The sequence below is a fragment of the Micromonospora rosaria genome (assembly GCF_001567585.1).
In the GTDB taxonomy this organism is placed as follows: domain Bacteria; phylum Actinomycetota; class Actinomycetes; order Mycobacteriales; family Micromonosporaceae; genus Micromonospora; species Micromonospora rosaria.
Genome location: NZ_LRQV01000056.1, coordinates 24,984 through 39,863, shown reverse-complemented (window position 1 = coordinate 39,863; position 14,880 = coordinate 24,984). Strand labels below are relative to the sequence as shown.

At 72.7% G+C, this 14,880-nt stretch carries 16 protein-coding genes; 13 read left to right on the top strand and 3 right to left on the bottom strand.

Going from position 1 to position 14,880, the window contains the following annotated elements; genetic code table 11:
- Window positions 1–25 precede the first annotated feature (25 nt).
- Entirely contained in the window at window positions 26–313 is a 288-nt protein-coding gene (locus AWW66_RS16595) for a ferredoxin (protein WP_067366810.1), read from the bottom strand.
- A gap of 461 nt (window positions 314–774) precedes the next feature.
- Here AWW66_RS16595 and arc point away from each other — a divergent pair, with 461 nt between their 5' ends.
- The 8 genes from arc to AWW66_RS16555 all read left to right on the top strand — a co-directional run bounded on the left by arc (window position 775) and on the right by AWW66_RS16555 (window position 8,746).
- Complete coding sequence (arc, locus tag AWW66_RS16585; protein WP_067366803.1) at window positions 775–2,556, top strand: proteasome ATPase; 1,782 nt, start codon at window positions 775–777, stop codon at window positions 2,554–2,556.
- A gap of 187 nt (window positions 2,557–2,743) precedes the next feature.
- The gene (gene dop / locus AWW66_RS16580; RefSeq protein WP_067366800.1) at window positions 2,744–4,261 is read left to right on the top strand and encodes a depupylase/deamidase Dop; all 1,518 of its coding nucleotides are present in this window, start codon (window positions 2,744–2,746) and stop codon (window positions 4,259–4,261) included.
- Window positions 4,262–4,410: 149 nt separating this feature from the next.
- Window positions 4,411–4,626 carry a ubiquitin-like protein Pup gene (locus tag AWW66_RS16575; protein WP_067366797.1) on the top strand — a complete coding sequence of 72 codons (216 nt, stop codon included), beginning with the start codon at window positions 4,411–4,413 and terminating at the stop codon, window positions 4,624–4,626.
- A gap of 5 nt (window positions 4,627–4,631) precedes the next feature.
- A complete protein-coding gene (locus AWW66_RS32760; protein WP_083978549.1) occupies window positions 4,632–5,306 on the top strand; it encodes an endonuclease VII domain-containing protein in 675 nt (224 codons plus the stop codon).
- The gene (gene prcB / locus AWW66_RS16570; protein ID WP_067366792.1) at window positions 5,222–6,064 is read left to right on the top strand and encodes a proteasome subunit beta; all 843 of its coding nucleotides are present in this window, start codon (window positions 5,222–5,224) and stop codon (window positions 6,062–6,064) included. The genes AWW66_RS32760 and prcB overlap by 85 nt, the downstream gene beginning before the upstream one ends.
- A 61-nt stretch (window positions 6,065–6,125) precedes the next feature.
- Window positions 6,126–6,953, top strand: a complete 828-nt coding sequence (prcA, locus tag AWW66_RS16565) for a proteasome subunit alpha (protein WP_067366789.1) — start codon at window positions 6,126–6,128, stop codon at window positions 6,951–6,953.
- A 176-nt stretch (window positions 6,954–7,129) separates the two neighbouring features.
- Window positions 7,130–8,488, top strand: a complete 1,359-nt coding sequence (gene pafA / locus AWW66_RS16560) for a Pup--protein ligase (protein ID WP_067366786.1) — start codon at window positions 7,130–7,132, stop codon at window positions 8,486–8,488.
- Between the two features lie 60 nt (window positions 8,489–8,548).
- Window positions 8,549–8,746 carry a hypothetical protein gene (locus tag AWW66_RS16555; protein WP_067366782.1) on the top strand — a complete coding sequence of 66 codons (198 nt, stop codon included), beginning with the start codon at window positions 8,549–8,551 and terminating at the stop codon, window positions 8,744–8,746.
- Between the two features lie 19 nt (window positions 8,747–8,765).
- On the opposite strand, the gene AWW66_RS16550 is transcribed toward AWW66_RS16555, so the two are convergent.
- Window positions 8,766–9,851: a DUF3866 family protein gene (locus AWW66_RS16550; protein ID WP_067366827.1), complete on the bottom strand. Its 1,086-nt coding sequence runs from the start codon at window positions 9,849–9,851 to the stop codon at window positions 8,766–8,768.
- Between the two features lie 44 nt (window positions 9,852–9,895).
- Window positions 9,896–10,885, bottom strand: a complete 990-nt coding sequence (locus AWW66_RS16545) for a cation diffusion facilitator family transporter (protein WP_067366779.1) — start codon at window positions 10,883–10,885, stop codon at window positions 9,896–9,898.
- A gap of 149 nt (window positions 10,886–11,034) precedes the next feature.
- Here AWW66_RS16545 and AWW66_RS16540 point away from each other — a divergent pair, with 149 nt between their 5' ends.
- The 5 genes from AWW66_RS16540 to tatC all read left to right on the top strand — a co-directional run bounded on the left by AWW66_RS16540 (window position 11,035) and on the right by tatC (window position 14,814).
- Complete coding sequence (locus tag AWW66_RS16540) at window positions 11,035–12,033, top strand: helix-turn-helix transcriptional regulator (RefSeq protein WP_067366776.1); 999 nt, start codon at window positions 11,035–11,037, stop codon at window positions 12,031–12,033.
- The gene (locus tag AWW66_RS16535) at window positions 12,030–13,058 is read left to right on the top strand and encodes a helix-turn-helix transcriptional regulator (protein ID WP_067366774.1); all 1,029 of its coding nucleotides are present in this window, start codon (window positions 12,030–12,032) and stop codon (window positions 13,056–13,058) included. Before AWW66_RS16540 ends, AWW66_RS16535 begins: the two co-directional genes overlap by 4 nt.
- A 10-nt stretch (window positions 13,059–13,068) precedes the next feature.
- Complete coding sequence (locus tag AWW66_RS16530) at window positions 13,069–13,317, top strand: hypothetical protein (protein WP_067366771.1); 249 nt, start codon at window positions 13,069–13,071, stop codon at window positions 13,315–13,317.
- A 207-nt stretch (window positions 13,318–13,524) separates the two neighbouring features.
- Window positions 13,525–13,845, top strand: coding sequence for a Sec-independent protein translocase subunit TatA (tatA, locus tag AWW66_RS16525; protein WP_067366768.1), 321 nt, complete (start codon window positions 13,525–13,527; stop codon window positions 13,843–13,845).
- An 18-nt stretch (window positions 13,846–13,863) separates the two neighbouring features.
- Window positions 13,864–14,814, top strand: a complete 951-nt coding sequence (gene tatC, locus AWW66_RS16520; RefSeq protein ID WP_067366765.1) for a twin-arginine translocase subunit TatC — start codon at window positions 13,864–13,866, stop codon at window positions 14,812–14,814.
- Window positions 14,815–14,880 lie beyond the last annotated feature (66 nt).

Genomic DNA, 14,880 nt, shown 5'->3' with positions numbered 1-14,880 from the left:
GCCGGCGGCCGACGACCGTGGTGGCTCAGTCCGCGTCCGGGCCGGCGATCTCGACGCCGTCGTCGCGCACCACGTGGATGCACTCGCCGGGGCACTCCCGCGCCGAGTCGATCACCTCGAGACGCAGGTGTGCGGGCACGTCCACCCGGCTGCCCGGGGCCTGCCGCAGCTCACCGTCGGCGCCCTTGACGTAGGCCAGGCCGTCGACGTCGAACTCGAAGACCTCCGGGGCGTACTGCACACAGAGCCCGTCCCCGGTGCAGAGGTCCTGGTCCACCCAGACCTGCACCTGGTCGGTCGCGACCTCGGTCACCGGCGTACCCCCATGTTCTCGCGTCCCACGGCTCCGACGGTACCCCGGTCGTGCGCCCGCGCCCCGCCGGCCCCGGACGCCACCACCGACACCGCGAGCGCCACCCCGGCCCGCCGGCGGGCAAAGCCGTGTCGCCGGCCGGCGCACCATCGACGGGCACCGAGATGTCGGGCCGGGTCGGCCCCGCCCTCCGCCGGCCCGTCGGCCGGGCGTGCGGGGTCGGCCGGTGAGCCCCGGAGGTCCGTGTCGTCGCAGCTCAGGGCCGGCACGGCGGGGCGGAGCGGGGGACGCGGCCCGGTCGTCGGGACGTCGGCGGCGGGGGTGGCACGGGGCGTCCGGCGGGGCCCACGGTCGGGTCGTGGCGATCAAGGTTCAGTGACGAGGGCGTTGCGTGGGACCGAATCGGCCTCACAGCGGCTAGTGTTAGGCAAGAACGTTCAAGCCCCCCGGGGAGGTGGGACGTGGCACGCAGTGACGACGCGGACTCGCGCGCCGCACGGTGGGAGAAGGAGGCCCACGATCTCTCCACGCAGGTCGCGTTTCTCCAAGAGGAACTCGCTCTGGTGCGGCGCAAGTTGACCGAAAGCCCCCGACACGTCCGGCAGCTCGAAGAGCGGCTGGCGGCTACCCAGGCGCAGTTGGCGCGGCTGACCGAGAACAACGAGCGGCTCGTGAGCACCCTCAAGGAGGCTCGCGCGCAGATCGTGACGCTCAAGGAGGAGATCGACCGCCTGGCGCAGCCGCCGAGCGGCTACGGCGTCTTCCTGGCACGGCACGACGACGGCACGGTGGACATCTTCACCGGTGGGCGCAAGCTCCGGGTCGCCGTCTCGCCCTCGCTGGACGGCACCGAGCTGCAACGCGGCCAGGAGGTCCTGCTCAACGACGCGCTCAACGTCGTCGACGCGTTCGGCTACGAACGGGTCGGCGAGGTGGTCATGCTCAAGGAACTGCTGGAGAGTCCCTCCGGCGGCCAGGCGGACCGGGCGCTGGTGGTCTCCCACTCCGACGAGGAGCGGATCGTCCACCTCGCCGAGACCCTGATCGGCAGCGCGATCCGGGCCGGCGACTCGCTCATGATCGAGCCCCGCTCGGCGTACGCGTACGAGCGGATCCCGAAGAGCGAGGTCGAGGAACTCGTCCTGGAGGAGGTGCCCGACGTCCACTACGAGGACATCGGTGGCCTCCAGGCGCAGATCGAGCAGATCCGCGACGCGGTGGAGCTGCCCTTCCTGCACGCCGACCTGTTCCGTGAGCACCAACTCCGGCCGCCGAAGGGCATCCTGCTCTACGGTCCGCCCGGCTGCGGCAAGACCCTGATCGCCAAGGCGGTGGCCAACTCCCTGGCCAAGAAGATCGCCGAACGGATGGGCAAGGAGAAGCACACCAGCTTCTTCCTCAACATCAAGGGTCCCGAGCTGCTCAACAAGTACGTCGGCGAGACCGAGCGGCACATCCGGCTGATCTTCCAGCGGGCCCGCGAGAAGGCCGGCGAGGGCACCCCGGTGATCGTGTTCTTCGACGAGATGGACTCGATCTTCCGGACCCGGGGCTCCGGTGTCTCCTCGGACGTGGAGAACACCATCGTCCCCCAGCTGCTCAGCGAGATCGACGGCGTGGAGGGGCTGGAGAACGTCATCGTCATCGGCGCCTCCAACCGGGAGGACATGATCGACCCGGCCATCCTGCGGCCGGGCCGGCTGGACGTGAAGATCAAGATCGAGCGTCCGGACGCCGAGGCGGCCAAGGACATCTTCTCCAAGTACATCCTCTCCGGCCTGCCGCTGCACGCCGACGACCTGGCCGAGCACGGCGGCGACGCGCAGGCCACCGTCGCCGCCATGATCGACGCGGTGGTGCTGCGGATGTACTCGGAGACCGAGGAGAACCGCTTCCTCGAGGTCACCTACGCCAACGGTGACAAGGAGGTCCTGTACTTCAAGGACTTCAACTCCGGCGCGATGATCCAGAACATCGTCGACCGGGGCAAGAAGATGGCCATCAAGGAGTTCCTCACCTCCGGGCGTAAGGGGCTGCGCCTGCAGCACCTGCTCGACGCCTGCGTCGACGAGTTCCGGGAGAACGAGGACCTGCCCAACACCACCAACCCCGACGACTGGGCCCGGATCTCCGGCAAGAAGGGCGAACGGATCGTCTACATCCGCACGCTCGTCTCCGGTGGCAAGGGCGCCGAGGCCGGCCGGTCCATCGAGACCGCCAGCAACACCGGCCAGTACCTGTAACGGCCACCGGCAGAGCCCGCGACGCACCCGCGTCGCGGGCTCTGCGCGTCCGCGCCACCGCGGTCCCGGCCGGACGCCACGGTGGCCGCCGCAACCCGCCGTGGCGGCGCGACACCACCATCGTGTCCCGCGCGGACTACGCTCGACGTGACGGGGGACCGGGTCGGCGAGCGGAGCGGGTAATTCGATGAGCGTGAGACGGATCATGGGCACCGAGGTCGAGTACGGCATCTCCGTGCCCGGCCAGGCCGGGGCCAACCCGATGGTCACCTCCTCCCAGGTGGTCAACGCCTACGGGGCGCGCCCGGAACTCAACCGTGGCGGCCGGGCCCGCTGGGACTACGAAGAGGAGTCGCCGCTGCGCGACGCCCGCGGCTTCACCTACTCCGGGGCCGCGTACGACCCGGCGGAGGCGCTCGCCGACGAGGACCTGGGGCTGGCCAACGTCATCCTCACCAACGGCGCGCGGCTCTACGTCGACCACGCCCACCCCGAGTACTCCACCCCCGAGGTAACCAACCCCCTCGACCTGGTGCGGTGGGACAAGGCCGGTGAGCGGGTGATGGCCGAGGCCGCCCGCCGGGCCGCCACCATCCCGGGCACCCAGCCCATCCACCTGTACAAGAACAACACCGACAACAAGGGCGCCAGCTACGGCGCGCACGAGAACTACCTGATGCGCCGGCAGACGCCGTTCGCCGACATCGTGGCGTACCTGACGCCGTTCTTCGTGACCCGGCAGATCGTCTGCGGCGCCGGCCGGGTCGGCATCGGCCAGGACGGCGGTCAGAGCGGGTTCCAGATCTCCCAGCGGGCCGACTTCTTCGAGGTCGAGGTGGGGCTGGAGACCACCCTCAAGCGGCCCATCATCAACACCCGCGACGAGCCGCACGCCGACGCCGACAAGTACCGCCGGCTGCACGTGATCATCGGCGACGCGAACCTGTCGGAGATCTCCACCTACCTGAAGCTCGGCACCACCGCGCTGATCCTCACCATGATCGAGGAGAAGGCGCTCGGCCCGGACCTGGGCATCGCCGACCCGGTCAGCGAGCTGCGGGCGGTCAGCCACGACCCGTCGCTGACCCACCTGATGCGGCTGCGCGACGGCCGCCGGCTGACCGCCCTGGACGTCCAGTGGGCGTACTACGAGCGGGTCCGCTCCTTCGTGGACGAGCGGTACGGCGCCGACGCCGACGCGCAGACCGTGGACGTGCTGGACCGCTGGGAGGACGCGCTGGACCGGCTCGGCCGCGACGTGTTCTCCTGCGCCGACACCCTGGACTGGGTGGCGAAGCTGCGGCTGCTGGAGGGCTACCGGGAGCGGGAGAAGCTCGGCTGGGGCTCGCACAAGCTCCAACTGGTCGACCTGCAGTACTCCGACGTCCGCCCGGAGAAGGGGCTCTACCACCGCCTCGTCCAGCGCGGGTCGATGCGGACGCTGCTGACCGAGGAGCAGACCCGGACCGCGATGACCGAGCCGCCGGAGGACACCCGGGCCTACTTCCGAGGCCGCTGCCTGGCCCAGTACGCCTCGGAGGTGGTCGCGGCGAGTTGGGACTCGGTCATCTTCGACGTGGGCCGGGAGTCGCTGGTCCGGGTGCCAATGATGGAGCCGGAGCGGGGCACCCGCGCGCACGTCGGTGCGTTGTTCGACCGGTGCGAGAGCGCGAAGGACCTGCTGGAGACCCTGACCGGCGGCTGACGCCGGGCCCGGCGAGCCCGTCGCGCGCCGATGGGCCGGCGCGCGACGGGCTTTTCGTCGCCCGCGCGAGGTAAGTTCATCGCAGGCGATCGTGGCGGCGGCAGCAACCACGGTCGCGCAGGCGCCAGCAAGCGTGGAGGAGGCAGCAGATGGCCACTCGTGACAGCGGCGGGCAGTCGCAGTCGGGCAAGTCCCGGCAGGGCGAGGAGATCGAGGACGTCACCACCGAGGCGAACCCGGAGGTCGCCGAGCGGCACGCCGAGATCACCGAGGACGTCGACGATCTGCTGGACGAGATCGACTCCGTCCTGGAGGAGAACGCCGAGGAGTTCGTGAGGGGGTATGTCCAGAAAGGCGGCCAATGAGGCTAATGCCCGATTTGCCCTCCGAGTCGGGCAAGCGATGTCCGCAGTGCGAGCGGGTCCTGCCGGCCACGGAGTTCCACCGCAACCGGCGGCGGCCGGACGGGCGCGCCTTCTACTGCAAGGCGTGCGCGTCGATCCGCTCGGCGGCGAGCCGCCGTCAGCGGGGAACCGCCGCCACCCAGAAGCGGCCCTCGGTGCCGGTGCCAGCCGGCCAGAAATGGTGCCCGGACTGCGACCAGGTCAAGCCACTCGACGATTTTCCGCGCACCACGAAGCCGAGCGGTCGACACAGCTACTGCAAGCCGTGCCACAACGCCCGGGGCAAGGAGACCGCCCAGCGGCTCTACGGTGGTACGCGCGAGTACCACCTGCGTCGGCGGTACGGGATCGGACAGCAGGACGTCGACGCGCTCCGGAGGGAGCAGGGCGGGGTCTGCGCGGTCTGTGGTGACCCCGATCCGGAACATGTGGACCACGATCATCGCACCGGGTGGGTGCGCGGGATACTCTGCTTCAACTGCAACGGTGGTCTTGGCCAGTTCCGTGACAGTCCCGCGAGGCTGGCCAGGGCGATCACGTACCTGAGAGGAACCACGTGGCAGCGGCTTTTGATCCATCCGGGCGTCTACCAGATGCGTTCACCAGCGCGGGGACGACGTCCTCCTTCACCACGTTCCTGAGCAGGGTGGCTCCCGAGATGCTGCCCGGCCGTCGGCCGCTGCCGCCGGGCGCGGCCGGCGAGCTGTCGCCGCACGCGACCACCATCGTGGCGATCGTGGCCGACGGTGGCGTGGTGATGGCCGGCGACCGGCGGGCCACCATGGGCAACATGATCGCCCAGCGCACCATGGAGAAGGTGCATCCGGCCGACGCGTACTCGCTGGTCGGCATCGCCGGCTCGGCGGCGATCGGCCTGGAGATGATGCGACTGTTCCAGGTGGAACTGGAGCACTACGAGAAGATCGAGGGCGCGATGCTCTCGCTGGACGGCAAGGCCAACCGGCTCGCCGCGATGATCCGGGGCAACCTGGGCGCGGCGATGCAGGGCCTGGCGGTGGTGCCGCTCTTCGCCGGCTTCGACCTCGCGGCCGCCGACCCGGCGCGGGCCGGGCGGATCTTCAGCTTCGACGTCACCGGCGGCCCCTACGAGGAGTACGGCTACGACGCCGTCGGCTCCGGGTCGCTGTTCGCCAAGTCGGCGCTGAAGAAGCGGTACCGGCCGGGGGTGTCGGTCGACGAGGCGGTCCGGCTGGCGGTGGACGCGCTCTACGACGCGGCCGACGACGACACCGCCACCGGCGGCCCGGACCTGATCCGCCGGATCTACCCGGTGGTGATGACCGCGACGGCGGAGGGCACCCACCGGCTCGGTGAGGAGGAGGTCTCGGCGCTCGCCGAGACCGTGGTCTCCGCCCGTCGGGAGAACCCGGGCGGCTGACGCCGGCCGTCGTCCACCTTGAAGCAGTCGCCACCCACGTGCCCTAAGGAGAACCGCCGCCGTGGCCATGCAGTTCTACGCCTCGCCCGAGCAGATCATGCGCGACCGCTCCGAGCTGGCCCGCAAGGGCATCGCCCGGGGTCGGAGCGCGGTGGTCCTGAGCTACGCCGACGGGGTGCTCTTCGTCGCGGAGAACCTGTCCAGCGCCCTGCACAAGGTCAGTGAGATCTACGACCGGATCGGCTTCGCCGCGGTCGGCCGGTACAACGAGTTCGAGAACCTGCGGCGGTTCGGGGTGCGCACGGCCGACCTCAACGGCCTGGCGTACGACCGGCGGGACGTGACCGGCCGGGCCCTGGCCAACGCCTTCGCCCAGATCCTGGGGACGATCTTCACCGAGCAGTCCAAGCCGTTCGAGGTGGAGATCTGCGTGGCGCAGGTCGGGGCGAGCGCCGAGGACGACGAGCTGTACCGGCTGACCTACGACGGCTCGGTCAACGACGAGCCGGGCCGGATGGCGATGGGTGGGCAGGCGGAGGCGATCACCGGGGTGCTGAAGGAGCGGCACCGGCCGGACATGTCCCTCGCCGAGGCGGTGACGGTCGCGGTGCAGGCGCTGGGCAGCGTCGGCGGGGAGGGCGGCGCGGCCCGTACCATCGCCGCCGAGCAGCTCGAGGTGGCGGTGCTGGACCGGCGTCGGGTCGGGCGGACCTTCCGGCGGGTCACCGGGGCGGCGCTGACCGCCCTGTTGGCCGGGGACGCGGCGCCGGCCGAGGCCCCGACGGCGGACGAGAAGCCGACCACCCCGACCCGGGAGGCGGGCAAGCCGACCACGTCGGCGGGCTCGGCCGACCTGGAGGGCCCGCAGGGCGAGACCCCGCAGAAGTAGGCGTTGTCCGGCGACCGGGCCGGTGCGGCGGATCTCCGCCGCACCGGCCCGGTCGCCGTCTGTGCCCCGCGCTGACCAGGGCGTCCGGCACCGGTCGGGCCGGCGGCGGCGCGCCCGGTGGTTTCCCCGGTGGTGAGCAGTGCCCATCTGGTGCCTCGGGCGGCTAATGTCACATCATGGAGCGGCGAATCTTCGGCCTCGAGACCGAGTACGGCGTCACCTGCACCTACCGGGGTCAGCGGCGGTTGTCCCCCGACGAGGTCGCCCGATACCTGTTCCGGCGGGTGGTGTCGTGGGGCCGGTCGAGCAACGTGTTCCTGCGCAACGGGGCCCGGCTGTATCTGGACGTGGGGTCCCATCCGGAGTACGCGACCCCGGAGTGCGACTCGGTGGTGGACCTGGTGGCCCACGACCGGGCCGGTGAGCGGATCCTGGAGGGGCTGCTCGTCGACGCGGAGAAGCGGCTGCACGACGAGGGCATCGCCGGGGACATCTACCTGTTCAAGAACAACACCGACTCGGCCGGCAACTCGTACGGCTGCCACGAGAACTACCTGGTGTCCCGGCACGGCGAGTTCGGCCGGCTGGCCGACGTACTGATCCCGTTCCTGGTCACCCGGCAGCTCATCTGCGGCGCGGGCAAGGTGCTCCAGACCCCCCGGGGCGCGGTGTACTGCCTGTCGCAGCGGGCGGAGCACATCTGGGAGGGGGTCTCCTCGGCGACCACCCGCAGCCGGCCGATCATCAACACCCGGGACGAGCCGCACGCCGACGCCGAGCGGTACCGGCGGCTGCACGTGATCGTCGGCGACTCCAACATGAACGAGGTCACCACGCTGCTGAAGGTCGGCACGGCGGACATCGTGCTGCGGATGATCGAGGCCGGGGTGGTGATGCGGGACCTGTCCCTGGAGAACCCGATCCGGGCGATCCGGGAGGTGTCGCACGACATCACCGGCCGGCGCAAGGTGCGCCTGGCCTCCGGCAAGGAGGTCAGCGCGCTGGAGATCCAGCAGGAGTACCTGGCCAAGGCGACGGAGTTCGTCGAGCGCCGGGGCGGGGACCAGACCGCCAAGCGGGTGGTGGAGTTGTGGGGCCGGGTGCTGCGCGCGGTGGAGACCGGTGACCTGGACCCGGTGGCCCGGGAGATCGACTGGGTGACGAAGCTGCGGTTGATCGAGCGGTACCAGCGCAAGCACGACCTGCCGTTGTCGCACCCCCGGGTGGCCCAGATGGACCTGGCCTACCACGACCTGCGCCGGGGGCGGGGCCTGTACGGGCTGCTGGAGCGGCGCGGTCAGGTGGACCGGGTGACCACCGACCCGGAGATCTTCGAGGCGAAGGAGACCCCGCCGCAGACCACCCGGGCCCGGCTGCGGGGCGAGTTCATCCGGCACGCCCAGGAGAAGCGGCGGGACTTCACCGTCGACTGGGTGCACCTGAAGCTCAACGACCAGGCGCAGCGCACGGTGCTCTGCAAGGACCCGTTCCGGGCGTACGACGAGCGGGTGGAGCGGCTGATCGCCAGCATGTGACCCGCGTGGCTCGGGCGTACCGGTGGGCGGTCGACCGTCCACCGGTACGCTTGCCGGGTCATGACGAGTTTTCAGCCTGCCGACCGGTCCTCGGACGACGACGCCAAGCCCCGCAACTGGGTGGACCGGCGTCGGGAGAAGATCCGGGCCGAGATCGAGCGCAACCGGCGCGGCGAGTACACGGTGCCGACCTGGGTGCTGGCGGTCGCGTTGGCGGCGATGGTCGGCGCCTGGTTGGCGTTGATCTTCCTGGTCTGAGGTCCGCCCCGGCGGCGGGTCAGCCGGCCAGCGCGGCGGCGTGCCGGCCGGCGGCGGCGGCGGCCAGGAAGTAGGCGTGGTCGGCGGCGAGGCTCCGGCCCATGGTCGACAGCGGCACCGGGGTGGCCCGCAGCGCGGCGTCCAGCCCCTCGGTCGGCACCCGGACGACCCGGTGCCGGTCGGCCAGCGGGCCGAGCGCCGCGTCGACCCGCGCGGCCAGGGCCGGGTCGAGTCCCTCGGGCACCACCAGGTCGGCGGGGGCGAGCGCGACCCGCCCGTACGCGGTGAGGCTGTGGTGGGACACGCCCTGGTGCCGGGGGCGGGGGTCGGCGTCGGAGATGCGCAGCGAGCCGACGGGCCGCCCGCCGAGCACGGCCACCGCGTTGACCGCCTCGCCGACGGCGACCCCGGAGAAGCCCCACCGGGTGCCGGTGCCGAGGTTCCCGGGGCCCTGCGCGACGATCGCGAGGTCGGCGTGCAGCACGTGCCGGGCGGCCAGCAGGCCGGTGTGCAGGGTGGCGGCTTCCAGGTCACCGCCGAACGCCTGCCCGACGCTGATCGTGCCGGCCAGGTGGTCACGCAGCCCGGCCAGGGTGCGGGAGAACCAGGCGGGCAGCGCCCCGCCGTCGGTGAGCAGGTAGGCCACCCGGGCGTCGGGGGCGTCGGCGTGGATGCCGGCGAGCACGGCCGGCAGCGCGGAGTGCAGGTCGGCGGTGACCACCGGCATGCCGTCCAGGCCGTCGGCGGCGGCGAGCACCGCCCGGTGCGGGGAGGCCTCCTCGTCCACGCCGAGCAGGATGGGTTGCAGCGGGGTGTAGCGGGCCTTGACCAGGTGCCCGGCGTCGCGGCTGTCCAGCGCCTGCGGCGGGTCCGGCGGCAGCCGGTCGGGCAGGGCCACCACCAGGGCGTACCCGCCGGTGCCGAGGCCCATCAGCAGCGCGCCGGCGTTGAGCAGCACCCGGTCGCCGGGCTCCGGCCGGCCGACCAGGTCGGGGTAGGCCAGGGCGCGCATGCCGGTGCCGTCGGGCAGTCGCACGTCGAGTTCCACCGCGCCGGCCCACTGCCGGCGCAGCGCCGTGACCGTCCCGGACCGCCATCGCACCATGCCCGGCACGCTAGCGCCGCGGCCGTGCCCGGTGGCGCCCGGGGTCACGGCTCGCCGTCCGGCGGCGGGTCGACCTGGGTGTGCCGGGCGTGCCGGCCGTCCGCGCCGGGCACGGAGGGGCTGGGGTCGAGGAAGACGTACCGGATCTCCGGGTACCGGCCGGTGAGCCGGCGTTCCGCCGCGTCGGCGGTGCTCTCGATGTCGGCCCCGCTGGCGTCGTCGTCGAAGTCGACCTTGGCGGCGACCAGGATGTCCACCGGTCCGAGTTGCATGGTGAGCAGGGTGTCGACCCGTTCCACGGCGGGCAGGGCGGCCAGTTCGCGTTCGATCTCGTGGTGCAGCCGCTCCGGCACCGCCCGCCCGACCAGCAGGGTGACGTTGCTGTGTGCCAGGGTGCCGGCGACCACCAGCAGCAGCACGCCGATCAGGACCGAGGCGAGGCCGTCGTACAGTTCGTCGCCGGTGAGCTGGGACAGGCCGAGCCCGGCGGCGGCCAGGAGCAGCCCGACCAGGGCGGCGCTGTCCTCGAGGACAACCGCCTTGACGGTGGTGTCGGGGGTGAGCCGCAGGAACCGGCGGGGGGTGGTGCGCCACCGTCGGGCCTCGCCCCGCACCTGGCGGCGGGCGCGGGCCAACGACACCGACTCGGCGACGAAGGCGACCGCCAGCACCACGTACGACGACAGGTAGTCGCCGGTGTGCTCGTGGACGAGGATGGTGGTGATGCCGTGGGTGACGGCGAAACCGGCGCCGGCGACGAAGGTGAACAGCGCGGCCAGGAACGCCCAGACGTAACTCTCCTTGCCGTACCCGAAGGGGTGTCGCACGTCGGCCGGCCGGGCGCCACGCCGCAGCGCCAGGAAGAGCAGCGCCTCGGTGGTGGTGTCGGCGGCCGAGTGGGCCGCCTCGGAGAGCATCGCGGCGGACCCGGAGATCACCCCGGCGACGAGCTTGGCCACGGCGACGGCGAGGTTGGCCAGCCCGGCCACGACGACCGTGCCGGTGCTCTCCGCCCGCACGCTCGGGTGCGCCATGGGAGAACCCTACGGCCGCGTGGGGCCCGCCCGGACCGGGATACCGCCCGCCGGCGTGGTCGGCCTGGTCACCGCACCTGAGCGGGTACGCGGCCCGCCGAGCCCGTGCGGGTGCACGGGGCCGTCGGGCGGGCTGCTAGCGTTTGCACGTGTCGCGGAACCGCACCGAACGCCTGGTCAACCTGGTGATCTGCCTGCTGTCCACGCGACGGTTCCTGACCGCCGCGCAGATCGCCGCGACCGTGCCCGGCTACGAGCACGACCCCGACGATCCGAAGGACCACGAGGCCTTCCAGCGCAAGTTCGAGCGGGACAAGGCCGAACTGCGCGAGCTGGGCGTGCCGCTGGAGACCGGCACGGCGAGTGTCTTCGACACCGAGCCGGGGTACCGGATCGCCCCCCGCGAGTACGCCCTGCCCGACATCCCGCTGGAGCCGGACGAGGCCGCCGCGGTGGGTATCGCCGCGCGGTTGTGGCAGCACGCCGGGCTGGCCGCCGCCGCCTCCTCGGGGCTGGCGAAGCTGCGCGCCGCCGGGGTGGACGTCGACCCGCAGGCGACCCTGGGCCTGGAGCCGATGGTCACCGTCGACCCGGCGTTCGCGCCGCTGACCGCCGCCGCGCGGGACCGCCGCGAGGTGAGCTTCGACTACCGGGTGCCCGACGGGGACGCGCCGACGCGCCGCCGCCTGCAACCGTGGGGGGTGGTGTGCTGGCGGGGCCGCTGGTACGTGGTCGGGCACGACCTGGACCGGGACGCCACCCGCTGTTTCCGGCTGTCCCGGGTGGTCGGGGCGGTCCGGCCGACGGGCGCGCCGGGCGCCTACCAGCCCCCGGCCGGCCTCGACCTGATCAGTCACGTGGCCCGCTGGTCGGGCCCGGTGGAGCGGACCGGGCGGGCGACCGTCCTGGTGGCCCCCGGGCGGGCCGCCGGGCTGCGCCGCTGGGCGGTGCGTAGCAGCAGCGGGCCGGACGGGGACCGGCTGGTGCTGCCGTACGCCGATCCGGAGTCCCTCGCCGGTCAACTCGTCGGGTACGGGCCGGACGTGCGGGTGGTCGAGCCACCGGAGCTGCGGGAGGCGGTCGTCGCCCGGCTGCGGGAGATCGCCGCCCGGCACGAGGACCTGGTGACCGCCGGGGGTGCCCGGTGACCCGCCCGGCCGCCCGGGGTGGCTCCCGGGCCTCCGCCGACCGGCTGGCCCGGCTGCTCAACCTGGTGCCGTACCTGCTGGCCCGGCCCGGCATCGAGATCGCCGAGGCGGCCGGTGACCTGGGCGTCACCGAGCGGCAGCTCCGGGAGGACCTGGAGCTGCTGTGGGTCTGCGGGCTGCCCGGGTACGGCCCGGGTGACCTGATCGACATGGCCTTCGACGGGGACCGGGTCACCATCACCTACGACGCCGGCATCGACCGGCCGCTGCGGCTCACCCCGGACGAGGCGCTGGCCCTGGTGGTGGCGCTGCGGATGCTCGCCGAGACCCCCGGGGTGGCCAACCGGGACGCGGTGGAACGCGCCCTGGCGAAGATCGAGAACGCCGCCGGTGACCTGGTCGGCGCCCCGGTGGCGGTCCAGCTGCCGGGGGACACCGAGCGGGTGCGCGAGCTGCGCGACGCGGTGCAGCGGGGTCGGGCGCTGCGGATCACGTACTACACGGCGGCCCGGGACGAGAGCACCGAGCGGATCATCGACCCGCTGCGGATGCTGTCGGTCAGCGGCCGGGCGTACGTCGAGGCGTGGTGCCGACGGGCCGAGGCGGTCCGGCTGTTCCGGGCCGACCGGATCGACGCGTTCACCGAGCTGGACGAGGCGGCCGTGGTGCCGTCGCGGGCCCGGCCCGCCGACCTGACCGACGGGGTGTTCCGGCCGGCGCCGGACCTGCCGCTGATCACCCTGCGGATCGGCCGGGGCGAGCGGTGGATCACCGAGTACTACCCGTGCGAGCGGGTCGAGCCCGGCGACGGCGACCGGTGGCTGGTCTCGTTGCGCGTCACCGACCTGGGGTGGGCCCGCCGGTTCGTGCTGGGCCTCGGCCCGGACGTCACCGTGGTCGCCCCGGCCGAGCTGGCCGACCAGGTCCGCGCCCAGGCCGTCGCGGCCCTCGACGCCTACGCCAGCGCGCTCCCGCCGGGCGCGGCGGCGGTGGCCGACCCGGCGGGGAGCTGGGCCGGCCGGTAGGCTGGCCGCCGTGGTGACCTGGATCGTCCTCGCGGTGGTGTTCCTCGCCCTGGTCGTGCTGGCCGTGGCCGTGCGTCCGGTGCTGACCCGGCTGCCGGTGCTGCGGCGGGCCGCGCTGGCCCTGCAACGGCAGGCCGCCGAGGCGCAGGCGCTGACCGCGTCGGCCGAGGCGCTCCAGCAGCGGGCCGAGGCGCTCCAGGAGAAGCTCGACACCGCCCAGCGCCGAGTCGCCGTGATCAATGCCAAGCGTGGCGGCTGATCGACCGGGGTCGTGATCGGGCCCGATCCGGTCCGACGGGCCGTCCGGAGCGGATCCGGGCAGGTGGTTGACGGGACAACCCGGGTTGGTCGAGACTTCACCGGCCGGGACGAACCACCACCGCCCGGCGGGTGGCAACAGCCCGGAACGCACGTACGATGGGCTGCGACCCACCCCGGCAGACACACAGAGCGACTGGAGCTTCCCATGGGTGCCCTCAAGCCGTGGCACATCGCCGTACTCGTGGTCGTGCTGATCCTGCTCTTCGGCGCGAAGCGGCTCCCGGACGCGGCCCGCTCGCTCGGCCGGTCGCTGCGGATCATCAAGGCCGAGACGAAGAGCCTGCAGGAGGAGCGCGGCGACCTGGCCGAGAAGGCCGACGCGCAGGCCGGCTACCAGCCGGTGCCCCCGCAGACCGTGCAGGGCCAGCCGTACGCGCCGCCCGCCGGGCAGCAGCCGTACCACCCGCAGCAGCAGCCGTACGCACCTCCGGTCACCGACCCGGTGCAGCGGGTCCGCGACAACTGACCGAAGGGCCCGACTCCGGTGGCCTTCGCCCTCTTGAAGCGCGGTCCGAGCAACTTCGAACGGGCCGCCGACGGCTCGATGACCCTCGTCGAGCACATCCGCGAGCTGCGTAACCGCCTGTTCCGCGCCTCCCTGGCGATCGTGGTCGGGCTGATCGGCGGTTACCTGCTCGCCCAGCCGGCGTTCGACCTGCTCAAGCAGCCGTACTGCCGGTTGCCGGGGATGATGATCGACGGCGAGTGCCAGAAGTTCCTCATGCTGGCGCCCGCGGACGGCTTCATCCTCAAGCTCAAGCTGGCGCTCTGGATCGGCCTGATCATCGCCGGCCCGGTCTGGCTCTACCAGCTCTGGGCGTTCGTCGCGCCCGGCCTGCACCGGCACGAGCGCAAGTGGGCGTACGTCTTCGTGGCGATCGCGGCGCCGCTGTTCGCCGCGGGCGCGGCGCTGGCGTTCTTCGTGGTCGACAAGGGCCTGGCGTTCCTGCTGGAGTCGGGTGTCACGGGTGCCGACTCGCAGTTGGAGGTGACCCGGTACATCTCCTTCGTCACGACCATGATCCTGCTCTTCGGCGTGGCGTTCGAGTTCCCGCTCACCCTGCTGATGCTCAACTTCACCGGGGTGGTCAGCGCCCGCCGGCTGCTGAGCTGGTGGCGGGTCGTGGTCTTCATCTGCTTCGCGTTCGCGGCGGTGGCGACCCCGGACCCGGGTCCGTTCGGCATGACGCTGCTGGCGCTGTGCCTCTCCCTGCTCTACTTCGTCGCGGTCGGGGTGGCCTTCCTCAACGACCGGCGCCGGGGCCGGGGCAAGGAGATCTACGCCGGTGTGGACGACGACGAGGCGTCCCCGCTGGACACGGACCGGGAGCCGGTGCGGGCCGGTGAGCGGATCGAGGCGGCGAGCCCGATCCCCGCGCCGGAGCCGATCGCCGGGCCGGCGCCGATCGAGCGCCGCTACGACGACGTGACCTGAGCCGCCCGACGGTCGTCGACGGCCCGTCCCGGGAACCTCCGGGGCGGGCCGTCGACGTCTGCGTCC